The sequence below is a fragment of the Pseudomonas morbosilactucae genome, assembly GCF_023241715.1.
In the GTDB taxonomy this organism is placed as follows: domain Bacteria; phylum Pseudomonadota; class Gammaproteobacteria; order Pseudomonadales; family Pseudomonadaceae; genus Aquipseudomonas; species Aquipseudomonas morbosilactucae.
In genome coordinates this window covers 1-23,430 of sequence record NZ_JALQCW010000055.1, presented here as the reverse complement: position 1 = coordinate 23,430, position 23,430 = coordinate 1, and the positions used below count along the sequence as shown (strand labels likewise).

The window sequence follows — 23,430 nt, the reverse complement described above, 5'->3', positions numbered from 1 at the left end:
TCCGCGCGACCAGCGCTCAAGCCGGTGAAAAAAGACTGGCTTCGGCCTGCACCAAAGCAAAGCGTGGGACCTGTTCGCCGTCAACCTCGACCGACTCCAGGAACATGCTCAAGGGACGCACCCAAAAGCCGTAATCGCCATACAGGGCTTGGTAGAAGACCACTTCTTCTTCGGTTTCCGAGTGCCGCGCCACGTTGAAAACGCGGTACTGCGGCCCCTTGTAATGCTGATAGAGCCCGGGTTGTAACTTCATGCTCTGGCCCTCGTGCAAAATTTTTCAAAATAAAAACAAATAAATCGTCAGAAAAACAAAAACCGGGGCACTGGGCCCCGGCTTCCATCGAGCGAACGCTTAAACGCGTTCGAAGACGGTGGCAATGCCCTGGCCGAGGCCAATGCACATGGTGGACACACCGAAGGTGCCGCCATTCTGCTTCATCACGTTGAGCAAGGTGCCGGAGATCCGTGCACCGGAGCAACCGAATGGGTGCCCCAGGGCAATCGCACCGCCGTGCAGGTTAACCTTCTCGTTCATCTTGTCGAGCACTTTCAAATCTTTCAGCACTGGCAGGGCCTGTGCAGCGAACGCTTCGTTGAGCTCGAAGAAGTCGATATCGGCAATCCCCAGACCCGCGCGCTTCAGGGCTTTCTGAGTCGCCGGTACTGGACCATAGCCCATGATCGCCGGGTCCACACCCGCCACGGCCATGGAACGGATCACCGCCAAAGGCTGGATCCCCAGGTCCTGGGCACGCTGGGCCGACATCACGATCATGCACGAGGCACCGTCAGTGATCTGCGACGATGTACCGGCTGTCACGGTGCCGCCCTTAGGGTTGAAGGCCGGCTTCAAGGCCGCCAGGCTTTCCAGGGTGGTTTCCGGACGGATGGTTTCGTCGTAGTCGAACAGCTTCAGGAAACCGTTCTCGTCGTAACCCTGCATCGGGATGATTTCGTCCTTGAACTTGCCTTCCACCGTCGCCTTGTGGGCGAGTTGGTGGGAACGCACGCCAAAGGCGTCCTGCTGTTCACGGGTAATGCCGTGCATCTTGCCGAGCATTTCTGCGGTCAGGCCCATCATGCCCGAGGCTTTCGCCGCGTACAGGGACATGTGCGGGTTCGGATCGACACCGTGCATCATGCTCACGTGGCCCATATGCTCGACGCCGCCCACGACGAATACGTCACCGTTGCCGGTCATGATCGCTTGCGCAGCGGTGTGCAGGGCGCTCATGGAGGAACCGCACAGGCGGCTGACCGTCTGACCGGCCGAGGTGTGAGGGATTTGGGTCATCAGCGACGCCATGCGTGCGATGTTCCAGCCCTGCTCCAGGGTCTGGTTGACGCAGCCCCAGATCACATCTTCGACTTCGTTGGGGTCGACCTTGACGTTGCGCTCCAGCAGCTTGCTGATCAGGTGCGCCGACATGTCTTCGGCGCGGGTGTTGCGGTGCATGCCGCCCTTGGAGCGGCCCATCGGAGTACGACCGAAGTCGACAATCACGACGTCTCTAGGATTCAAGCTCATATGTTCACTCTCGCTCTCTAGTGGGGGCGCTTAACCGAAGAAGCTCTGGCCGTTCTTGGCCATTTCACGCAGCTTCGCGGTCGGGTGGTACAGCGCGCCCAGGTCGGCGTACTGGTCGGCCAGGGCAACGAACTCGGCGACACCGATGGAATCGATGTAACGCAGCGCACCGCCACGGAATGGAGGGAAACCAATACCGTAGACCAGGCCCATGTCGGCTTCAGCTGCGGTTTCGACGATGCCGTCTTCCAGGCAACGAACGGTTTCCAGGCACAGCGGGATCATCATCCAGTTGATGATGTCTTCGTCAGTGACTTCACGCTGCTCGTAGACGATCGGCTTGAGCACTTCCAGCACCGACGAATCGGCGACTTTCTTCTGCTTGCCGCGCTTGTCGGTCTCGTAGGCGTAGAAACCCTTGCCGTTTTTCTGACCCAGGCGCTTGGCTTCGTAGAGCACGTCCACGGCCGAACGACGGTCGTCCTTCATGCGGTCCGGGAAGCCTTCAGCCATGACGTCGCGGCCGTGGTGGCCGGTGTCGATGCCGACCACGTCCATCAGGTACGCCGGGCCCATGGGCCAGCCGAATTTTTCCATGATCTTGTCGATACGCACGAAGTCCACGCCGGCGCTGACCAGCTTGGCGAAACCGCCGAAGTAAGGGAACAGCACGCGGTTGACCAAAAAGCCCGGGCAGTCGTTGACCACGATCGGGTTCTTGCCCATTTTCTTGGCGTAGGCAACGGTGGTGGCCACGGCCAGTTCGCTGGACTTCTCGCCACGGATGACTTCCACCAGCGGCATCATGTGCACCGGGTTGAAGAAGTGCATGCCGACGAAGTTTTCCGGACGCTTGAGGGCCTTGGCCAGCAGGCTGATGGAAATGGTCGAGGTGTTGGATGCGAGGATGGTGTCCTCTTTGACCTGGCCTTCGACTTCAGCCAATACCGCTTGCTTGACCTTAGGGTTCTCGACCACCGCCTCGACCACCAGGTCGACGTGACCGAAGTCGCCGTAAGACAGGGTCGGACGAATACCGTTGAGCACTTCAGCCATTTTCGCGGCAGTCATGCGGCCTTTATCAACGCGACCGACCAGCAGTTTCGCGGCTTCCGCCAGGCCCTGCTCGATACCGTGTTCGTTGATGTCTTTCATCAGGATCGGCGTACCTTTGGACGCCGACTGGTAGGCAATGCCACCGCCCATGATGCCGGCGCCGAGTACCGCGGCCTGCTTCACGTCTTTGGCGATTTCATCGTAGGCCTTGGCCTTTTTCTTCAGTTCCTGGTCGTTCAGGAACAAGCCGATCAGGCTTTGCGCCGCCGAGGTCTTGGCCAGCTTGACGAAACCGGCAGCCTCCACTTCCAGGGCCTTGTCGCGACCGAAGTTGGCGGCTTTCTGAATGGTTTTGATCGCTTCGACTGGCGCCGGGTAGTTCGGGCCAGCCTGGCCGGCCACGAAACCTTTGGCGGTTTCGAACGCCATCATTTGTTCAATGGCGTTGAGCTTGAGTTTTTCCAGCTTCGGCTGGCGCTTGGCCTTGTAGTCGAACTCGCCGGAGATGGCACGCTTGACGGTGGCCAAGGCGGCTTCGTGAAGTTTTTCCGGAGCGACCACAGCGTCGACTGCGCCGACTTTCAGCGCGTCTTCAGCACGGTTTTCCTTGCCGGCGGCGATCCACTCGATGGCGTTGTCGGCACCGATGATGCGCGGCAGGCGCACGGTCCCGCCAAAGCCCGGGTAGATGCCCAGCTTGACTTCCGGCAGGCCGATCTTGGCGCTGGCAGCCATGACGCGGTAGTCCGCCGCCAGGCACATTTCCAGGCCGCCACCCAGGGCGATGCCGTTGATCGCGGCAACGGTCGGAACATTGAGGTCTTCAAAATCGCTGAAGATCTTGTTGGCTTCGAGGTTGCCCGCCACCAGCTCGGCATCCGGCAGCTTGAAGTTGTCGACAAACTCGGTGATGTCGGCGCCGACGATGAACACGTCTTTGCCACTGCTGACGATCACACCCTTGATCGAAGCATCTGCCTTGATGGTGTCAACAGCCTGACGCAATTCGTTCAGGGTTAGACGGTTGAACTTGTTGACGGACTCACCCTTGAGGTCGAAATTCAATTCGACGATGCCACTTTCAAGAGCCTTAACCGTGATGGCTTTACCTTCGTAAATCATCAACTGATCTCCACGATATGGAAGCTGAACAGTACACGTCGGACGCTAACTTCTGGCTCGGCACGGACGTTTTCGTCGATGCTCAGGCCAATCCGCAAGGCACACCCGCCAACGCGATAGTCGGGATTCTGTACAGAGCCATTTGCCATGCAAACGCTCATTTCATACGCCCGTTTGATTTGGGTACGCCACATTCAGGGAAAATCCGCCAATTGTCAATCGTACAAAAGGCTGTTTGAAACGCGACTTTGCAGTCATCTCGGCAACGCCCCGAGCACCAACACGCGCGCGCATTTTTAACCATTCATAGAATCAATAATTAGAAAGTTCGCCCTAACTCGCCTTGCATGAAGGCAATTGAAGCCTAAGCTGGCGAAAAGCTTGAGAGAAAAATGTACGCGCTTTTGTCGAATGCAAAGCGTAGGATCAGCGACACACAAAACCCCACGGTGCGCCCTGGGTTGCCGCAAACAGATTACCGGCCTGCCTGGCCAATCCCAGCCCGATGATGATGTCGGGCTTTTTATTGCCTGCTATTTCGGGCGGCGCCATTGCAGCGCCCACCCTTGCAGCTCAAGCCTGGGCTTTGAGCAACTCGGCAATATCCTGCAAGACACTCAGTTCGCCGCGCTCATTCCAATACAGGGCGATCATCTGTTTATCTGCCTCGACTTTGAAGACTGTCGGCGGCAGCACGCTTAACTGAGCGAGCAATGCCTGATCCTCGCAAGGCTCGCGCCATTGATTGACCCACTCCCCCGGCGCGATTTGCCAGTAGCTCCAGCACGCCGCCGCAGCACTGCGGCGCGGGCGATGGTACTGCGGACAGGGGTTCGGCGGCTCCTGCCCGAGCCAGTGCGGCCACTCCTGGGGCGCCAGCTGCATGGCCAGCCCCATGCGCCGCGCCTCCATGCGCATGGCGATCTGGCCGCTCTGGCGGCGCGAAGGACGCAGCCATGCCAGAGGGCTTAACACCACCGCAAGGATTGACACCACTATCCAGACCGTCATATCTGTACTCCCGATTCTTGATGAGCGCGTTGGGCCACACCGGAACCAACGCGCTTGAAACCAGCCATACTTGAAGCTATCGCCATCCTCAGGAGGAGCACCTCATGTCCTACAACCATATTCTGGTCGCTGTAGACCTAACCGAAGAGTGCGATCCTGTTATCCACCGCGCTCGCGAACTGTCGGTCGCCAGCGGGGCCAAATTGTCCCTGGTGCACATTGTCGAGCCGATGGCCATGGCCTTTGGCGGCGACGTGCCGATGGACCTGTCCCAACTCCAGCAACAGCAATTCGACCAGGCCAAGGAGCGCCTCGACCGACTGATCGCCAAATACCCGGAGCTGACCAAGGAGTTCAGCCACCTGACCTACGGCCAGCCGCGTCAGGAAATCCATCACCTGGCCAAAGAGCAGCATTGCGACCTGATCGTGGTCGGCAGTCACGGCCGCCACGGCCTGGCCCTGCTGCTGGGCTCCACCGCCAATGACGTGCTGCATGGCGCACCCTGCGACGTGCTGGCCGTGCACCTGGCCAAGCGCTAAGCAAACACGGCCGCAGAAAAAAGCCCGACATCAACGTCGGGCTTTTTTATCAGCACAGAGTCAATCAGGCATCCAGCTCGGCCCAACGCTCGACCATGACCTCAAGCTCGGCGTTCAACTGCTCCAACTGAGCGATCACCGCCGCCGTCTCGGTCGCCGGACGCTGATAGAAACCGCCATCCGCCATCTCGGCCTCGACCGCAGCAATCTGCTGCTCCATGGCTTCGATCTGCGCTGGCAGGGCTTCCAGCTCGCGCTGCAACTTGTAGCTGAGCTTCTTCTTCGCCGGTGCTTCCTGGGCCGCAACCGGAGCAGGCGTTGCGACAGGAGCTACCACCGCCGAATTCAGCTCGGCCTTGCCCGATTTATTCTCGGTCACGCCCAACAGCCGTGGCGAACCACCCTGGCGCAGCCAGTCCTGGTAACCACCGACGTATTCACGCACCTTGCCTTCCCCTTCGAACACCAGGGTGCTGGTAACCACGTTGTCGAGGAATGCCCGGTCGTGGCTGACCATCAGCACGGTGCCATTGAAGGTCAACAGCACCTCCTCCAGCAGCTCGAGGGTTTCCACGTCCAAATCGTTGGTTGGTTCGTCGAGTACCAGCAGGTTGGCCGGCTTGCTGAACAGCTTGGCCAGCAGCAGGCGCGCACGCTCACCACCGGACAAGGCTTTTACCGGCGTGCGAGCACGCTGCGGGCTGAACAGGAAGTCGCCCAGGTAGCTGAGTACGTGGCGGCTCTGGCCGTCGATGTCGATAAAGTCGCGACCTTCGGCGACGTTGTCGATCACGGTCTTTTCCAGGTCCAACTGGTGGCGCAACTGGTCGAAGTAGGCCACGTCAATCTTGGTGCCCTCTTCCACCTTGCCGCTGGTGGGCTGCAGGCCGCTGAGCATCAGTTTGAGCAAGGTGGTCTTGCCGGTACCGTTGGCGCCCAGCAAACCGATACGGTCGCCACGCTGCAGGACCATGGAGAAGTCCTTGATCAGGAACGGGCCGTCCGGGTGATGGAAGCTGACGTTTTCCAGCACCATCACTTGCTTGCCCGACTTGTCGGCGGTTTCCAGCTGGATATTGGCCTTGCCGGTGCGCTCGCGACGCTCGCTGCGTTCAACCCGCAGGGCTTTCAACGCACGTACGCGGCCTTCGTTACGGGTACGCCGGGCCTTGATGCCCTGGCGGATCCACACTTCTTCCTGGGCCAGGCGCTTGTCGAACAAGGCGTTGGCGGTTTCTTCCGCCGCCAGCATCGCTTCCTTGTGCACCAGGAAGCTGGCGTAGTCGCCGTTCCAGTCGATCAGGCCACCACGGTCCAGTTCGAGGATGCGGGTCGCCAGGTTTTGCAGGAAGGAACGGTCGTGCGTGATAAACAGCACAGCGCCCTGGAAATCCTTCAGCGCCTCTTCCAGCCAGGCGATGGCACCGATGTCCAGGTGGTTGGTGGGCTCGTCGAGCAGCAACAGGTCCGGCTCGGACACCAGGGCCTGGGCCAGCAGCACGCGGCGACGCCAGCCGCCGGACAACTGGGCGAGGGTCTTGTCGGCCGGCAGTTGCAGGCGGCTCAGTGTACTGTCGACCAGTTGCTGCAAACGCCAGCCGTCACGGGCTTCGAGGTCCTGCTGGACGTGCATCAGCTTGTCCAGGTCCTCTTCGGTAACGCAGTTCTGCGCCAGGTGGTGATACTCGGCGAGCAACGCGCCAACACCGTCCAGGCCTTCAGCCACCACGTCGAACACGGTCCGCTCGTCGGCCACTGGCAGTTCTTGCGGCAATTCGCCGATCTTCAGGCCGGGCGCACGCCACACGGAGCCGTCATCGGGCTTCTGATCGCCCTTGACCAGCTTCATCATGCTGGATTTGCCTGTGCCGTTACGGCCGATGATGCACACCCGCTCACCACGGGCGATCTGCCAGGACACCTTGTCCAACAACGGCATAGCGCCGAAAGCAAGGGACACATCGCTGAATTTGAGCAGGGTCATGATCTTCTCCAAAAACCGGGCGCGCATTCTACCTGACTTGCGCCTGCAGCAGGCCGGCATTTTCGCCGCTGAAGCACCCGGAACAACATTTGTGGCGAACTTCGGCCCGCGGGGCGGCAAAGCTTTCGCCGGTTGCTGGCAAAAGGCTAAGCTAGACGGCAATCAGTGCTGACTCCGTCGGCACTTGTCATGATTTTTCTGCCCGGATGTCTCATGCGCAGTCGCCTTTTCAGTTTTTTGTCCTGTCTATTTATCTCCACCGCTGCCGTTCATTCCGCCCAGGCGGCCGACCTGTCTCTCCAACGCCAATATTACGATGAGGCCAAGCGCGCCCTGGCCAAAGGCGACTCCGCGCCGTATTTCCGTTACGCCCAGGTCCTCAGTGACTACCCCCTGGAACCCTACCTGGCCTACGACGAACTGACCGCACGGCTGAAGTCCGCAAGCAATGCAGAAATTGAGAAATTCCTCGCTGAACACGGCGACCTGCCCCAGGCCAACTGGATGAAACTGCGCTGGTTGCGCTGGCTGGCCGAACGTGGCGACTGGGCCACCTTCGTCAAGTACTACGACCCGAAACTTAACTTCACTGAGTTGGACTGCCTGAACGCCCAATACCAACTGGGCCATAACCTGAAGGCAGAAGGTTACGCCGCCACGGAAAAACTCTGGCTGACCGGCAAATCCCAACCCGCCGCCTGCGATGCACTGTTCGCCCAATGGGCCGCTGAAGGCCAACTCACCGAACAGAAACGCTGGCAGCGCGCCAAACTGGCCGCCGAAACCCGTAACTACGCGCTGGCCAACAGCCTGGTCAAAAGCATGACCAGCCTGGCGCCCCAGGGCCGCCTGCTAATCGACGTCGCCCAGAAGCCCGAGCTGTTGAGCCAGCCGTCGCGCTTCACCCCGGCGGACGATGCCATGTCCGACGTGGTCGGGCTCGGCCTGCGCCGCCTGGCACGCCAGGACCCGGACAAGGCCATGGGCCTGCTCGACGGCTACGCCAGCAGCATGCACTTCTCCCGTGACGAAAAAGTGGCGATCGCCCGCGAGATCGGCCTGACCCTGGCCAAGCGCTTCGACAGCCGCGCCCTGGGCGTGATGACCCAATACGACCCCGAACTGCGGGACAACACGGTTTCCGAATGGCGCCTGCGCCTGCTGCTGCGCCTGGCACGCTGGGAAGACGCTTATCAGTTGACCCGCAAACTGCCCCAGGACCTGGCCACCACCAACCGCTGGCGCTACTGGCAAGCCCGCAGCCTGGAGCTGGCCGAACCGCAGAACCCGCAAGCCCTGGCACTGTTCAAGAACCTGGCCCGTGAGCGCGACTTCTATGGTTTCCTTGCAGCCGATCACGCCAAGGCGCCTTACCAACTGACCAACAAGCCGCTGGTGCTGAGCCAGGCGCTGGTCAATAAGGTGCGCAATACCCCAGGCGTGCGCCGAGCCCTGGAGTTCCATGCACGCGGGCAGATCGTCGACGGGCGCCGCGAGTGGTACCACGTCAGCCGGCATTTCAACCGCGACGAGATGGTCGCCCAGGCCAAGCTGGCTTATGACCTGAAGTGGTACTTCCCGGCCATTCGCACCATCAGCCAGGCCCAGTACTGGGACGACCTGGACATCCGCTTCCCCATGGCTCACCGCGACACGCTGGTTCGTGAAGCCAAGGTCCGTGGCCTGCATTCCAGCTGGGTGTTCGCCATTACCCGCCAGGAAAGCGCCTTTATGGACGACGCCCGCTCCGGTGTTGGCGCCAGCGGCCTGATGCAGTTGATGCCCGGCACCGCCAAGGAAACCGCACGCAAGTTCAGCATTCCCCTGGCATCGCCCCAGCAAGTGCTGGACCCGGACAAGAACATCCAGCTGGGCGCCGCCTACCTGAGCCAAGTCCACAGCCAGTTCAACGGCAACCGTGTACTGGCCTCGGCGGCCTACAACGCCGGCCCTGGCCGGGTACGCCAGTGGCTCAAGGGCGCCGACCACCTGAGTTTCGATGTCTGGGTGGAAAGCATTCCCTTCGACGAGACCCGCCAGTACGTGCAGAACGTACTGTCCTACTCGGTGATTTACGGACAGAAGCTCAACTCGCCCCAGCCGCTGGTGGACTGGCACGAGCGCTACTTCGACGATCAGTGAAACCAGCCTCGACAAGCCCGCAGCGATGCGGGCTTTTTTATTGGGCAACGACCCAACGCAGGGGCTGGCTGGCCAGCGAAGACGCCTTCGAACTCTGCGCCAGCACGATGGCCGCTTTCGCCGGCAAGCCGACGCCTACACAGGCAGCTGAGAGCCGTCGCTGAACTGCAGGGCCGCCAGGCGCGCATACAGCGGGTTGCTGGCAATCAGTTGCTGGTGAGTACCCACGGCCACCAGCTTGCCCTGATCCATGACCGCAATCCGGTCGGCATTCTTCACCGTGGCCAGGCGATGGGCGATCACCAGGGTGGTACGGTTCCTCATCAAGCTGGGCAAGGCTTGCTGGATCAGATGCTCACTCTGGGCATCCAGGGCGCTGGTGGCCTCGTCCAACAACAGGATCGGTGCATCCACCAACAGCGCCCGGGCAATCGCCAGGCGTTGCCGCTGGCCGCCGGACAGGCCCAGGCCGCCATCCCCCAGATGCGTCTGATAGCCCTGGGGCATCTGTTGGATGAATTCGTGGGCGTAGGCAATCTTTGCCGCCTCTTCGACCTGCTCCAGGGTCGCGCCTGGGTTGCCGTAGCGAATGTTCTCTTCGATGCTGCCGAAGAACAGCGCCGGGCTTTGCGACACCAGGGCGAAACAGCGGCGTAGATCCAGAGGGTCCAGTTGAGTCAGGGGCACGCCATCCAAGAGGACTCGCCCCTGCTGCGGGTCGTAGAAACGCAGCAGCAGATCATAAAGGGTCGACTTGCCCGCGCCTGAAGGGCCCACCAACGCCACGGTCTCACCGGCCTTGATGGTCAGGCTCAAGCCATCGACAGCGAAGCTTTCCGGGCGTGAGGGGTAGGAAAAGCGCAGATCCTCCAACACCAGGTCGCCACTCACCCGCTCAGGCAAGGCCACCAGGCCCGTGGGCGGCGCTTGAATGATGTTCTCCGAGCGCAACAACTCGGCAATCCGCTCGGCGGCACCCGCCGCCCGCTGCAATTCACCAATCACCTCGCTCAAGGTGCCGAAGGCGCTGCCGACGATCAGGCTGTAAAACACAAAGGCCGCCAGTTCGCCGCCGGAAATGCGCCCGGCAATCACGTCCATGCCGCCAACCCAGAGCATCACGCCCACCGCCCCCAGCACCAGCACGATCACCAGGGTGATCAGCCAGGCACGCTGGACGATGCGCTTGCGCGCCGTCTCGAACGCCTGCTCCACGGTCAGGGCAAACCGGCGCTCGTCCTGGGCCTGGTGGTTATAGGCTTGCACGGTCTTGATCTGCCCCAGGGTCTCGGACACATAACTGCCGACATCGGCGATGCGGTCCTGACTCAAGCGCGACAGGCTGCGTACCCGCCGGCCGAAAATCAGAATGGGCGCCAGCACCAGGGGCAAGGCCACCACCACGATGCTGGTGAGTTTGGGGTTGGTGATAAACAGCAGCACGATGCCGCCCAACACCATCAGCGCGTTGCGCAGAAACAATGACAGCGACGAGCCGATCACCGATTGCAGCAAGGTGGTATCGGCCGTCAGCCGCGACTGGATTTCCGAACTGCGGTTGTTTTCGTAGAACCCCGGGTGCAAGTAGATCAGGTGGTTGAAGACTTGCCGGCGAATGTCCGCCACGCAGCGCTCGCCAATCCAGGACACCAGATAAAACCGCACAAAGGTGCCCACTGCCAGTGCCAGGACCAGCAGCAAAAACAGGCCGATGGATTGATTGAGCAAATGCGGCGACTGGGTCATGAAGCCCTGGTCCACCAGCAGGCGAATGCCCTGCCCCATGGACAAGGTGATGCCGGCGGTCACCACCAGCGCCAACAACGCGCCCAGTGCCTGCCAACGATAAGGAGCAAGAAAACGACTGGCCAGGCCAATGGCCCGGCGTTGACGGGAAGAGAGCATGAAATTCATCCATTGAAGCGCCTGGGGGAAAACCCCGCCCAGCCTACACCGGGCAATGCGCAGGAACTTTGGTAAATACCTGTGAGTCAGCTTGGATATGACCGCTGACGCTAGAGCCTAGAGGTTATTGGTCTAAAGTCCGGCTGGCGGCCCCCGCGTATTTCTGGTGGAGTGAAGCTGCCGTACCCGCGTTGTAGAAGGTTGTCACAGCCTGTTCACGTGACGGTCCTAGAGTAAGCACACAACCTGATGAGGAGACAGGCCATGTCCTTGCAACACAGCAGCGACGACAAGATTCAAGTGATCCGCACCCAACCCGAGCAGTCTCTGGGTTGCGCCATCATCGACGCCCAGGGTCGCGAAGTGCCCATCACTGAAAACATGATCCAGGACGCCTGCCGCGAACTGGAGAAGCGACTGGTCAAGCCTGCCAAGCAAGATTGACACCGCGCCTCAGTCCCCTTGACCCGGCACCGGCTGCCGGGTTTTTTATGCCCGCTGCGCGCCAGCCAAACGCCTACCAAGCCCGGGCGCTCAGCCCTCCAGTGTGGCACCCAAGGCGGTGACGATCTGGCGCAATGCCGACGACTCGCCGTGCACCCGTACCTTCAGCCCATCAATTTCCCGCCGTTCGGGGTAATGCTTGCGCAACCCGTCAAAACGGCTGCGCTGCTCAGCAACGTCGTCCACTAAGCTACGTCGGAAGTCGGCATCGTCACGACGCGGGTCATACACCGCACGACAAACCGTGGCCAGCGCCCAAGCCGGATCGGCATTGGCGTTAAGGCTGATTTCCGGCACCCAGGGCGCGGGCAACAGTTGATCCAGGTTGACCTGCTCGGCCTGGCCGGCGAACGCGCAATAGGCCTGGTAAATCTGCGCCGTGCCACGCAGCTTGCCATCCAGGCTATAACCGGCGATATGGGGCGTGGCCAAGACGCACAGGTCCACCAACGCCCGGTCCACGCTGGGCTCGTGTTCAAACACATCCAACACCGCTTGCAGGTCTTCGCGTTGCAGCAACACCTCGCGCAAGGCCTGGTTGTCCACCACCGGGCCACGGGCTGCGTTGATCAGCCAAGTGCCGGGCTGCAGTTGCTGCAGGCGAGCCCGGTCGAACAAATGCCAGGTGGGCGAGTCGCCGCCTTTATTCAGCGGCGTGTGCAGGCTGATCACATCGCACTGCTCGATCAACTGCTCCAGGCTGACATAATCACCGCCTTCCGCCGCCTGTCGCGCCGGGTCGCAGATCCGCACCTTCCAACCCAGGCCACGCAGGACCGTGATCAAGCGCCCGCCCACTTCGCCGGCACCGACCACGCCATAGGTGCGCTGGGTGAGGTCGGCGCCCTCGATCTCCGCCAGGGTCAACAGGCTGCCCAACACGTAATCCACCACGCCCCGAGCATTGCAGCCCGGCGCGCTGGACCAAGTGATGCCGGCCTCTTGGAAATAGTCGAGGTCCAGGTGATCGGTGCCAATGGTGCAGGTGCCGACGAAGCGCACATTGCTGCCTTCGAGCAGGGCTCGATCCACCTGAGTCACAGAGCGCACCAGTAGCACATCGGCGTCCTGGACCATGGCGCGATCGATGCTACGGCCGGGGAAACGGCGGATCTCGCCGAAACCGGCAAAAAAAGCTTCGATCAAGGGGATGTTTTCGTCGGCAACAATCAGCATGGCAGGCTCCTTCAGCGGAGCCGCAGTGTAGGCGTTGTCAGCGGTTCGGGGCCAGCGCGCGATCTGTCCGCAGGGTGCTTTTTATCGCTTACACATTCACAACACGGGATATTTTCCTGACCGAGGTGTCAACGCGTACAATGTCGCGTCCTGCGCAACACACCTAGGGACGCCTGCCTCCGTGAACTCCGTGACTGAACACCTCGCTGCCCCCTCGCTCAATCGCCCGGCCCGGGTGCGCCGCGAGCTCGGCAATCTGCTGAACCTGGCACTGCCGATCATGATTGCCCAACTGGCGACCACCGCCATGGGCTTCGTCGATGCGGTGATGGCCGGCCGCGTCGGCCCGCGTGACCTGGCGGCCGTGGCCCTGGGCAACTCGATCTGGATTCCGGTGTTCCTGCTGATGACCGGCACCTTGCTGGCCACCACGCCGAAAGTGGCCCAGCGCTTTGGCGCCGGCAGCCACTGTGAGATTGCGCCCATCGTGCGCCAGGCCCTGTGGCTGGCCCTGGTGGTGGGCTTGATGGCGACGCTGATGCTGTTCAGCGCCGAGCCGATCCTGCACCTGATGAAGGTCGACCCACAGTTGATCGAACCCTGCATGGGCTACCTGCGCGGCATCGCCAGCGGCCTGCCGGCGGTGGCCCTGTATCACGTGCTGCGCTGCTTCAGCGACGGCCTGGGGCGTACCCGGCCCAGCATGGTCATGGGCCTTTGCGGCCTGGCGCTGAACATCCCCATCAACTACGTGTTCATCTACGGCCACTTCGGTGTACCGGCCATGGGCGGCGTGGGCTGTGGCTGGGCCACCGCCATCGTGATGTGGGCGATGCTCCTGGGCATGACCTGCTGGACCCGCTGGGCCCCGGCCTATCGCAACATTGCCCTGTTCAGCCACTTCGACTGGCCGCAATGGGCGGTGATCAAGCGCCTGCTGAGCATCGGCTTGCCGATCGGCATCGCGGTGTTCGCCGAATCGAGTATTTTCGCGGTGATCGCCCTGTTGATCGGCAGCCTCGGCGCCACCGTGGTGGCCGGCCATCAGATCGCCCTCAACGTCAGCTCCCTGGTGTTCATGATCCCCTACTCACTGGGCATGGCCGTGACCGTGCGGGTCGCCAGGCCCTGGGGCGCAACGAACCTCGCGAGGCACGTTTCGCCGCCGGCGTGGGCATGGGCTCGGCCCTGGCCTATGCCTGCATCTCCGCCTCCGTCATGTTGTTGCTGCGCGAGCCCATCGCCACCATCTACACCACCGATCCGCGGGTGATCCAGGTGGCGTCGATGCTGATCGTGTACTCGGCGCTGTTCCAGTTCTCGGACGCGATCCAGGTCACCGCGGCGGTGCCTTGCGCGGCTATCAGGACACACGAGTGACCATGATCCTGACCCTGTTTGCCTACTGGGGCATCGGCTTGCCGGTGGGTTACATGCTGGGGTTGACCGATTATTTCGGTCCGGCCAGTGGCCCGAGCGGGCTCTGGGAAGGCTTGATTGTCGGCTTGAGTTGCGCGGCGCTGATGCTGTCGATCCGCCTGACACGCAGCGCGCGCAAGCGGATCCGCATCAGCCGTACAGCGGGTTAAGCGAGCTTCTTGCGAATCCAGTACAGGTAGGTACCGGCCTCTTCCTGATGCGCCACCAGTTCGTGATCGAGAAACACACAGAACTTGGGAATGTCGCGGCGGGTGGACGGGTCGGTGGCGATCACCTTCAACAGCCCGCCCGACGGCAGGTCACGGATGTGCTGGTGCAGCATCATCACCGGCTCCGGGCAATTGAGGCCCGTGGCGTCAAGGGTGCCGTCAACCGGCGTATCAATGATTTGGCTCATAACTCACTCCTGAAACTGGCGGGCATTGTCGCGCAATGGCGCCATCCGGTCATCTGTTGCAACACCGCCAGCCTATGTAGACGCTAGCTCGCCAGCAATGGCGCCCTCGACGCCACACAAGGCTTGTCGCCGGCAAGCCGACGCCTACAGGGATTTTGGTTTTTTCAGGTCCAGGCGGCGCAGGTGGCAGGTGACTTCCTCGCGGTCGTGATACAGCTGCTTGCAACCAATGGCCACACGAATGCCTCGCGCCTTGAAACCGTCCTCGATGCGTTCAAGCAGGCGCTTGACCTCAGCGTAACGCTGCTTCATCGGCAGCTTCAGGTTGACCACCGCCTCGCGGCAATGGCCCTCGCCGATCCAGGTTTCCAGCAGGGCCGCATTGCGCGCCGGCTTCTCGACGATGTCGCAGACCATCCAGTCCACCGGCTGTTTGGGCTTGAAGGTGAAGCCATCGGCCATCAGGTGCTGGACCAGCCCGGTGTCCATCAGGCTCTCGGCCATCGGGCCGTTGTCGATGGCGGTCACCAGCATGCCGCGATTCACCAGCTGCCAGGTCCAGCCGCCCGGAGCAGCGCCCAGGTCGACGCCCGTCATGTCGCCGTGCAGGCGCTCGTCCCACTGGTCGCGGGGAATGAAGTGGTGCCAGGCCTCTTCCAGCTTCAGGGTCGAACGGCTGGGCGCCTCGCGGGGGAACTTCAAACGGGGAATGCCCATCGGCCACATCGCCGAATTGTCAGCCTCGGCCATCCCGACAAAGACTTCGCGACCGCTTTTAAAGGTCAGCAGCAAGCGCGGCCCGGCCGAGCCCTCCACCAGCTTGCCGGCAGCCGTCAGGGCCTTGCGCAGCGGTCCTTCGAATTTTTTGCAGAAGTTCGACAGCTCTTTGCCGTCGTTGGTGTCCACCACCTCCAGCCACAGGCTGCCGCAGGTGGGCACGCCGGCCAGGTGTTCAAGGATCACGCTGATGCGGTCGCTTTCCGGCAACTCGATAAAGCCCCCACGGGCCCATTGCCGGGGAAAGATCAGGTCAGCGAAGCGCAGGCCGCGCATCAAGCGCTCGGCGCCATCGTCCTCGGTGCAGACGAACTCGGCACAAGCGCTGCTCGGCTTGGCCTTGGCGTACCCGGCCACGTTCAGGTGCGCGGCGTGGTCAGCCATCTCTGAACAGACTTCGCCTTCAAAACCGGGGCGGCAATGCATAAAGAGGGTGTTCATGGAATCTCCTGGGCAACGATCGATGCGCAAACTTGCCCTGTAGCAAAGCCTGTCACGAAAACCGGCGCATGATAGCCGAGTTCGGAACCTTGGACTTGCCCATAGAGTCCAGTGATTAGTCATGTGTACCAAACAGGGCTAGGTTAAAAGCTCTGTCCGTCTCGTCAGGTCCGTAGCCGTGCGGGCCCAAAGGAGTCATTCAATGCCGTCCCTCGATAGCCTGAAAACCCTTAAAACATTACAGATCGACGACAAGACCTATCACTATTTCAGCCTGCCGGAAGCCGCCAGGCAATTGGGCGACCTCGACAGCCTGCCCATGTCACTGAAGGTCCTGCTGGAAAACCTGCTGCGCTGGGAGGACGGCAAGACCGTCACCGGCGCCGACCTCAAGGCCCTGGCCGCCTGGCTCAAGGAGCGCCGCTCCGATCGCGAAATCCAGTACCGCCCGGCGCGGGTGTTGATGCAGGACTTCACCGGCGTGCCGGCCGTGGTCGACTTGGCCGCCATGCGCGCCGCCGTGGCCAAGGCCGGGGGCGACCCGCAGCGCATCAACCCGTTGTCGCCGGTGGACTTGGTGATCGACCACTCGGTGATGGTGGACAAGTACGCCAGCAGCCAGGCGTTCGAGCAGAACGTCGACATCGAAATGCAACGCAACGGCGAGCGCTACGCCTTTCTGCGCTGGGGCCAGAGCGCCTTCGACAACTTCAGCGTGGTGCCACCCGGCACCGGCATCTGTCACCAGGTCAACCTGGAATACCTCGGCCGCACCGTCTGGACCAAGGACGAAGACGGCCGCACTTATGCCTTCCCGGACACCTTGGTAGGCACCGATTCCCACACCACCATGATCAACGGCCTCGGTGTGCTGGGCTGGGGCGTGGGCGGGATTGAGGCGGAAGCCGCCATGCTCGGCCAACCGGTGTCGATGCTGATCCCGGAGGTCATCGGCTTCAAGCTTACTGGCAAGCTCAAGGAAGGCATCACCGCCACCGACCTGGTACTGACGGTCACGCAAATGCTGCGCAAGAAGGGCGTGGTCGGCAAGTTCGTCGAATTCTATGGCGACGGCCTGGCCGACCTGCCCCTGGCGGACCGCGCCACCATCGCCAACATGGCCCCGGAATACGGTGCCACCTGCGGTTTCTTCCCGGTGGACGACGTCACCCTGGAGTACCTGCGCCTGTCCGGACGCCCCACAGAGGTGGTCAAACTGGTGGAGGCCTACAGCAAAGCCCAGGGCCTGTGGCGCCTGCCGGGCAAGGAGCCGGTGTTCAGCGACAGCCTGGGCCTTGACCTGGGCAGCGTCGAAGCCAGCCTGGCCGGGCCCAAGCGCCCCCAGGACCGGGTCGCGCTGCCGAATGTCGGCCAAGCCTTCAGTGACTTCCTGGCCCTGCAATTCAAACCCACCAGCAAGGAAGAAGGCCGCCTGGAAAGTGAGGGCGGCGGTGGAGTGGCCGTGGGCAACGCAGACTTGGTGGGCGAAGCCGACTACGACGTCGACGGCCAGACCTATCGCCTGAAACACGGTGCGGTGGTGATCGCCGCCATCACCTCCTGCACCAACACTTCCAACCCCAGCGTGATGATGGCCGCCGGGCTGCTGGCGAAAAAGGCCGTGGAAAAGGGCCTGAAACGCAAGCCCTGGGTCAAGAGTTCCCTGGCACCCGGCTCCAAGGTGGTGACCGACTATTACGACGCTGCCGGCCTGACCCGCTACCTGGATGAGCTGGGCTTCGACCTGGTGGGTTACGGCTGCACCACCTGCATCGGCAACTCCGGCCCGTTGCTGGAGCCCATCGAAAAAGCCATCCAGAAAGCCGACCTGAGCGTGGCCTCGGTGCTTTCGGGCAACCGCAACTTCGAGGGTCGGGTCCACCCCCTGGTGAAAACCAACTGGCTGGCTTCGCCACCGCTGGTGGTCGCCTACGCCCTGGCCGGCACGGTGCGCATCGACATCAGCAGCGAGCCCCTGGGTGAAGGCCAGGGTGGGCAACCGGTGTACCTGCGGGACATCTGGCCAAGCAGCCAGGAAATCGCCGCTGCGGTGGCCCAGGTCAACACCCGCATGTTCCACAAGGAATACGCCGAGGTGTTCGCCGGCGACGAGCAATGGCAAGCCATTGAAGTGCCCCAGGCCGCGACGTACGTCTGGCAGGACGATTCCACCTACATCCAGCACCCGCCTTTCTTCGATGACATCGACGGTCCGCCGCCGGTGGTGGAGAACGTGGTGGGCGCACGCATCCTTGCCCTGCTGGGCGACTCGGTGACCACCGACCACATCTCGCCGGCCGGTAACATCAAGGCCGACAGCCCAGCCGGCCGCTACCTGCGGGAAAAAGGCGTGGAACCCCGGGACTTCAACTCCTACGGTTCACGGCGCGGCAACCATGAAGTGATGATGCGCGGCACCTTCGCCAACATCCGAATTCGCAACGAAATGCTCGGCGGCGAAGAAGGTGGCAACACCCTGCATGTACCGAGCGGCGAGAAGCTGGCGATCTATGACGCGGCCATGCGCTATCAGGCCGAAGGCACGCCGCTGGTGGTGATTGCCGGGCAGGAATACGGCACCGGTTCCAGCCGCGACTGGGCAGCCAAGGGCACCAACCTGCTGGGGGTCAAGGCGGTGATCGCCGAGAGTTTCGAGCGCATTCACCGTTCCAACCTGGTGGGCATGGGCGTGCTGCCGTTGCAGTTCAAGCTCGACCAAAATCGCAAAAGCCTGAAGCTCAGTGGCAAGGAAACCCTGGAGATCCAGGGCCTGACCGGGGTCGAACTGACTCCGCGAATGAACCTGCCCCTGGTGATCACCCGTGAGGATGGCCGCCAGGAAAAGATCGAGGTGCTGTGCCGCATCGACACCCTCAATGAAGTGGAGTACTTCAAGGCCGGGGGCATCCTGCATTACGTGCTGCGCCAACTGATAGCCTCCTAACCCCCCCTCGCAACCCCAAACACCGCCTTCGGGCGGTGTTTTTCGTTAGGCTGCCCCGTCGATATACTGGCGCACCCCAGACCGCCTGCCCGCCCCGCTCATTACCGCGCCCTGCCCAAGGATTGAACATGCCCCGATTGCCCTGGCTGTACCTGGCCCTGCTCAGTGGTGGCTACATCCTGGCCCTGACGTACGGCCAACTGGGCTGGCAGGCCGTACTTCCTCTGCTGTTACTGCTGAGCGCCGGGGCCGCCGTACGCCAGCAGCGCCGCCGTTACCTGCGCTACCTCGGCCACGGCCTGTTCGTGTTGCTGGCGTTGGGCCTGGCTTTGCATTGGCTGCCTGGATTCGAGAACGGTCGGGGCATCGGACCCGAGCGCCTGACGGATGACGCGGTGCCTTTTTCCATGTACCTGAACCTGGACAAGCCACTGATCGGCTTTTGGCTGCTGCTGGCCTGCCCGTGGATTGTCGGTCGCAACTCCCTGCGCCTGTCGCTGTACGCCACGGCGCTGGCCCTGCTTCTGTGCGCCGTCGGCGCCCTGGGCGGCGCGCTGCTGCTGGGGATCATCCACTGGGCGCCGAAATGGCCGGACCAGGCCTGGCTGTGGCTGCTGAACAATCTGCTCCTGGTGACCCTGGTAGAGGAGACGCTGTTTCGCGGTTACATCCAAGGCGGCTTGAGCCGGCGCTGGGGCCACCTGCCCTACGGCCAGAACCTGGCACTGGCAACCTCGGCCCTGCTGTTCGGCCTGGTGCACCTGGGAGCGGGTTGGCCATGGGCGCTGCTGGCCGGCATCGCTGGCGTCGGTTATGGCCTGGCTTATCGTTTCGGCGGCCTGGGCGCGGCCGTCGCCACCCATGTCGGCTTGAACCTCCTGCACTTCGCCCTGTTCACCTACCCCATGCTGGCGACCTGACCCCAGCGACCGCACTGCCCATCGTCGGCAGGGCCAAAGCAGTACTTCAGTAGTATTGACTGTTGAGCCAGAACCTCAATGATTACGCCCCTCGTTAACGCGTGAGAAACGCTGTTCGTTATCTTTGCAAGCTGCACTTCCCGCCAATGAGACCTGCGGCTGATTATGGAAAAATAATTTCAATAAACAGCCAGCGCGGCCGACAACCATTCAAAGCCTTGCGGATTGAAAAACCATGCGTAATAACCAGCCTGTCACTCAGCGCGAACGGACCTTCCCGGCTCAACAACGGTTGATTTCCACTACCGATGCCAAAGGCGTGATCACCTACTGCAACGATGCATTTGTCGAGATCAGTGGGTTTTCCCGCGAGGAACTGGTTCGCGCACCGCACAACCTGGTCCGTCACCCCGACGTGCCACCTGCGGTGTTCGCGCACATGTGGGGCACATTGAAACAAGGCTTGCCATGGATGGGCATTGTCAAGAACCGCTGCAAGAGTGGTGACCATTACTGGGTCAACGCTTATGTGACTCCGGTGTTCGACGGCAATCAGGTGGTCGGTTACGAATCGGTGCGGGTCAAACCCACGGCCGAGCAGATCCGACGCGCCGAAGCGCTTTACCAGCGCATCAACCAGGGCAAGTCGGCGATTCCGAAACGCGACAAATGGCTGCCGGTTTTGCAGGACTGGCTGCCGTTTATCCTGGTCAGCCAACTGAGCTTCCTGATTGGCGTCTGGCTCAACTCGCACTGGGGTTTCGCCCTCGCCGCCGGCCTGTCCGTGCCCCTGGGCCTGCTGGGCCTGAGTTGGCAGCAGCGCGGCATCAAGCGCCTGCTGCGCCTGGCCGAACAGACCACGTCCGATCCGCTGATCGCCCAGATGTACACCGACAGCCGCGGCGCTCAAGCGCGCCTGGAAATGTCGATCCTGAGCCAGGAAGCCCGTCTGAAAACCTGCCTGACACGCCTGCAGGACACTGCCGAGCACCTCACCGAACAAGCACGGCAATCCGACACCCTGGCCCACAACAGCTCCACGGGCCTGGAGCGTCAACGGGTCGAGACCGAGCAAGTGGCCACGGCCGTCAATCAAATGGCCGCCACTACCCAGGAAGTGGCCAGCCACGTACAACGCACCGCCGATGCCACCCAGGAAGCCAACCGCCTGACCGGGCGCGGCCGTGACATTGCCGGGGAAACCCGTGAAGCCATCCAGCGCTTGTCGGTGGTGGTGGGCGAAACCGGCCTGACCGTGACACAACTGGCCAAGGACAGCGATGAGATCGGCGGCGTGGTTGACGTGATCAAGGGCATTGCCGACCAGACCAACCTGCTGGCACTGAACGCCGCCATCGAAGCCGCTCGGGCCGGGGAAATGGGCCGTGGTTTTGCCGTGGTGGCCGACGAAGTGCGGCAACTGGCGCAACGCACCAGTGAGTCCACAGGGCAGATCCACGCCTTGATTGCCAAGCTGCAGCAGACCGCCAGCACCGCCGTGCAGACCATGGACGCCGGCCATCGCCAGGCCGAAGAAGGCGTGGCTCGGGTGCTGGAAGCCGACCAGGCTCTGGTGGGTATTAGCGAGGCCGTGGCCAACATCACCGACATGACCACCCAGATCGCTGCCGCGACCGAGGAGCAAAGCTCGGTGGCCGAGGAGATCAGTCGCAACATCAGCACCATCGCCCAACTGGCGGACCAGACCTCGGAACAGGCGCAGCACTCGGCGCTGCTCAGTGAGGAACTGACCCGCACCGCCAACACCCAGTACTCGCTGGTGGAACGCTTCAACCGCTGACCCCTGGGCCGGCGACAAAAAAACCGGAAGCCTGCGCTTCCGGTTTTTTTATTCTCGCGAGCCGCCTCCCCCCTTTAGAAGCGAGTGAGGTCGCGAACGCTCTCGACCTCACCCGCCTCAGGGCTCGAACAGCGGATTCGTCATCCAGGCCCACGCCTACGAAAAAGAACCCACGCCGCTCAGCGCGCAGCCCCCAGGAATGCGGCAACCTTGGCCGCCGTGGACATCAGGTGCTGCTCATGGCTGTACCCGGAGGCCTTCAGGGGCTTGAGGTCATGATCGGCCGCCGTCAGCCAGTGCAGCTCGATACTCGGCGCCAGTGAGTAGGCCTGCACGGCCTCTCGGTTGCCCAAGGCATCACGCTCGCCCTGCACGATCAGGGTCGGCGTAGCCAGCTCGGCCAGGTGCGCCACTCGCGGCTTCTCCGGCTTGCCCACGGCATAGAAGGGATAGCCCAGGCAAACCAAAGCATCGGCCCCCAGCTCATCGGCCAGCAAACTGGCCATGCGCCCGCCCATGGACTTGCCGCCGATGGCCAGGCGCCCAGCGACATGAGGTCGCACCTGGGCATACACCTCGCGCCAGCATTCCAGCAGCTTGGGGGCCGGGTTGGGCGGGCGCTTGCCACCGTCGATCCGCCGCTGCGCCATGTAGGGAAACTCGAAGCGCAAAACGCTCACGCCCTGCTCCGCAAGGCGCACAGCCATGTCATTCATAAACCCGCTGTCCATCGGCGCGCCGGCACCGTGGGCCAGGATCAGGGTCAGCGGCACAGCCCCCGCTGCCGGCGGCGCGACATCCCACAACCACCCCCGTTCCGCCACGCACTGCCCCCATTGATCCCCGTCAATACTGGCCTTGTGCTCTTTGTCCATGCTTGCCTCGCTTTTAGTCTGCCTATAACTCCAGAAGAAGTGAGCGCGCCTTGCCGTGCGCAGTCGCTTTCACTTCAGCTGAACCGTGGATGGGGAACCATGAACACTTCTATCAGTACCGCCTACAACTACAAGGTGGTCCGCCAATTCGCCATTATGACGGTGGTGTGGGGCATCGTCGGCATGGGGCTCGGGGTTTTTCTCGCTGCCCAGTTGGTCTGGCCTGAACTCAACTTCGACTTGCCGTGGACCAGCTTCGGCCGTCTGCGCCCGCTGCACACCAACGCGGTGATCTTCGCCTTCGGCGGCTGCGCACTGTTTGCCAGCTCCTTCTACTCGGTGCAACGCACCTGCCAGACCCAGCTGTTCGCGCCGAAAATCGCCGCGTTCTGCTTCTGGGGCTGGCAACTGGTGATCCTGCTAGCGGCCATCAGCCTGCCGCTGGGCTACACCAGCTCCAAGGAATACGCCGAGCTGGAATGGCCGATCGACATCCTGATCACCATCGTCTGGGTCGCCTATGCCGTGGTGTTCTTCGGCACGATCATGAAGCGCAACACCAAGCATATCTACGTGGGCAACTGGTTCTTCGGCGGCTTCATCATCACCGTGGCCATCCTGCACATCGTCAACAACCTGGAACTGCCAGTGAGCCTGACCAAGTCCTACTCGGTGTATGCCGGGGCGACTGACGCCATGGTCCAGTGGTGGTATGGCCACAACGCCGTGGGCTTCTTCCTCACTGCGGGCTTCCTGGGGATGATGTACTACTTCGTGCCCAAGCAGGCCGAGCGCCCGGTGTACTCCTATCGCCTGTCCATCGTGCACTTCTGGGCGCTGATCACCCTGTACATCTGGGCCGGCC

19 protein-coding genes and 1 pseudogene are annotated in these 23,430 nt (G+C 62.1%); 10 read left to right on the top strand and 10 right to left on the bottom strand.

Annotated elements, in window-relative coordinates; all coding sequences use genetic code 11:
- Positions 1 to 16: 16 nt before the first annotated feature.
- The 4 genes from M1B34_RS20195 to M1B34_RS20180 form a co-directional block, all read right to left on the bottom strand.
- Positions 17 to 253, bottom strand: a complete 237-nt coding sequence (locus M1B34_RS20195) for a DUF1653 domain-containing protein (protein ID WP_123330676.1) — start codon at positions 251 to 253, stop codon at positions 17 to 19.
- 99 nt (positions 254 to 352) lie between these two features.
- A complete protein-coding gene (fadA, locus tag M1B34_RS20190) occupies positions 353 to 1,528 on the bottom strand; it encodes an acetyl-CoA C-acyltransferase FadA (protein WP_268263037.1) in 1,176 nt (391 codons plus the stop codon).
- Between the two features lie 30 nt (positions 1,529 to 1,558).
- Positions 1,559 to 3,706: a fatty acid oxidation complex subunit alpha FadB gene (gene fadB / locus M1B34_RS20185; RefSeq protein ID WP_123330671.1), complete on the bottom strand. Its 2,148-nt coding sequence runs from the start codon at positions 3,704 to 3,706 to the stop codon at positions 1,559 to 1,561.
- Positions 3,707 to 4,279: 573 nt separating this feature from the next.
- Complete coding sequence (locus tag M1B34_RS20180) at positions 4,280 to 4,717, bottom strand: hypothetical protein (RefSeq protein ID WP_268266056.1); 438 nt, start codon at positions 4,715 to 4,717, stop codon at positions 4,280 to 4,282.
- A 104-nt stretch (positions 4,718 to 4,821) separates the two neighbouring features.
- On the opposite strand from M1B34_RS20180, the gene M1B34_RS20175 reads away from it, so the two are divergent.
- Positions 4,822 to 5,259: a universal stress protein gene (locus M1B34_RS20175; protein WP_123330665.1), complete on the top strand. Its 438-nt coding sequence runs from the start codon at positions 4,822 to 4,824 to the stop codon at positions 5,257 to 5,259.
- A gap of 64 nt (positions 5,260 to 5,323) precedes the next feature.
- On the opposite strand, the gene M1B34_RS20170 is transcribed toward M1B34_RS20175, so the two are convergent.
- Positions 5,324 to 7,243: an ATP-binding cassette domain-containing protein gene (locus tag M1B34_RS20170; RefSeq protein WP_123330663.1), complete on the bottom strand. Its 1,920-nt coding sequence runs from the start codon at positions 7,241 to 7,243 to the stop codon at positions 5,324 to 5,326.
- Between M1B34_RS20170 and M1B34_RS20165 the strand changes: the two genes are divergently transcribed.
- Complete coding sequence (locus M1B34_RS20165) at positions 7,242 to 7,415, top strand: hypothetical protein (protein WP_185039172.1); 174 nt, start codon at positions 7,242 to 7,244, stop codon at positions 7,413 to 7,415. The two genes, M1B34_RS20170 and M1B34_RS20165, sit on opposite strands and share 2 nt — an antisense overlap.
- A gap of 41 nt (positions 7,416 to 7,456) precedes the next feature.
- The gene (locus M1B34_RS20160) at positions 7,457 to 9,385 is read left to right on the top strand and encodes a transglycosylase SLT domain-containing protein (RefSeq protein WP_123330661.1); all 1,929 of its coding nucleotides are present in this window, start codon (positions 7,457 to 7,459) and stop codon (positions 9,383 to 9,385) included.
- Positions 9,386 to 9,520: 135 nt separating this feature from the next.
- Here M1B34_RS20160 and M1B34_RS20155 read toward each other — a convergent pair whose 3' ends face one another.
- Positions 9,521 to 11,299, bottom strand: a complete 1,779-nt coding sequence (locus tag M1B34_RS20155; RefSeq protein WP_268266055.1) for an ABC transporter transmembrane domain-containing protein — start codon at positions 11,297 to 11,299, stop codon at positions 9,521 to 9,523.
- Positions 11,300 to 11,554: 255 nt separating this feature from the next.
- On the opposite strand from M1B34_RS20155, the gene M1B34_RS20150 reads away from it, so the two are divergent.
- Positions 11,555 to 11,734 carry a PA1571 family protein gene (locus tag M1B34_RS20150; protein WP_123330657.1) on the top strand — a complete coding sequence of 60 codons (180 nt, stop codon included), beginning with the start codon at positions 11,555 to 11,557 and terminating at the stop codon, positions 11,732 to 11,734.
- Between the two features lie 90 nt (positions 11,735 to 11,824).
- On the opposite strand, the gene pdxB is transcribed toward M1B34_RS20150, so the two are convergent.
- Positions 11,825 to 12,970 (bottom strand): 4-phosphoerythronate dehydrogenase PdxB, encoded by a 1,146-nt coding sequence (gene pdxB / locus M1B34_RS20145; protein ID WP_268263034.1) that lies wholly within the window; start codon positions 12,968 to 12,970, stop codon positions 11,825 to 11,827.
- A 280-nt stretch (positions 12,971 to 13,250) separates the two neighbouring features.
- On the opposite strand from pdxB, the pseudogene M1B34_RS20140 reads away from it, so the two are divergent.
- A pseudogene (locus tag M1B34_RS20140) lies at positions 13,251 to 14,254 on the top strand (MATE family efflux transporter); the annotation flags it as partial.
- A gap of 92 nt (positions 14,255 to 14,346) precedes the next feature.
- Positions 14,347 to 14,559: a hypothetical protein gene (locus M1B34_RS34125; protein WP_425273530.1), complete on the top strand. Its 213-nt coding sequence runs from the start codon at positions 14,347 to 14,349 to the stop codon at positions 14,557 to 14,559.
- Here M1B34_RS34125 and tusA read toward each other — a convergent pair.
- Positions 14,556 to 14,807: a sulfurtransferase TusA gene (tusA, locus tag M1B34_RS20135; protein WP_268266054.1), complete on the bottom strand. Its 252-nt coding sequence runs from the start codon at positions 14,805 to 14,807 to the stop codon at positions 14,556 to 14,558. The genes M1B34_RS34125 and tusA overlap by 4 nt on opposite strands.
- A gap of 144 nt (positions 14,808 to 14,951) precedes the next feature.
- A complete protein-coding gene (rlmM, locus tag M1B34_RS20130; protein ID WP_268266053.1) occupies positions 14,952 to 16,025 on the bottom strand; it encodes a 23S rRNA (cytidine(2498)-2'-O)-methyltransferase RlmM in 1,074 nt (357 codons plus the stop codon).
- Between the two features lie 202 nt (positions 16,026 to 16,227).
- Between rlmM and acnA the strand changes: the two genes are divergently transcribed.
- The 3 genes from acnA to M1B34_RS20115 all read left to right on the top strand — a co-directional run bounded on the left by acnA (position 16,228) and on the right by M1B34_RS20115 (position 21,690).
- Entirely contained in the window at positions 16,228 to 18,969 is a 2,742-nt protein-coding gene (gene acnA / locus M1B34_RS20125; RefSeq protein WP_268266052.1) for an aconitate hydratase AcnA, read from the top strand.
- A gap of 128 nt (positions 18,970 to 19,097) precedes the next feature.
- Positions 19,098 to 19,889 carry a CPBP family intramembrane glutamic endopeptidase gene (locus tag M1B34_RS20120; protein WP_268266051.1) on the top strand — a complete coding sequence of 264 codons (792 nt, stop codon included), beginning with the start codon at positions 19,098 to 19,100 and terminating at the stop codon, positions 19,887 to 19,889.
- 235 nt (positions 19,890 to 20,124) lie between these two features.
- Entirely contained in the window at positions 20,125 to 21,690 is a 1,566-nt protein-coding gene (locus tag M1B34_RS20115) for a methyl-accepting chemotaxis protein (RefSeq protein ID WP_123330643.1), read from the top strand.
- Between the two features lie 179 nt (positions 21,691 to 21,869).
- Here the strand turns inward: M1B34_RS20115 and M1B34_RS20110 are convergent, their stop codons facing one another.
- Positions 21,870 to 22,565: an alpha/beta family hydrolase gene (locus tag M1B34_RS20110; protein ID WP_268266050.1), complete on the bottom strand. Its 696-nt coding sequence runs from the start codon at positions 22,563 to 22,565 to the stop codon at positions 21,870 to 21,872.
- 99 nt (positions 22,566 to 22,664) lie between these two features.
- Here M1B34_RS20110 and M1B34_RS20105 point away from each other — a divergent pair.
- The coding region (locus tag M1B34_RS20105) for a cbb3-type cytochrome c oxidase subunit I (protein ID WP_268266049.1) at positions 22,665 to 23,430 on the top strand (766 nt) is incomplete at its 3' end.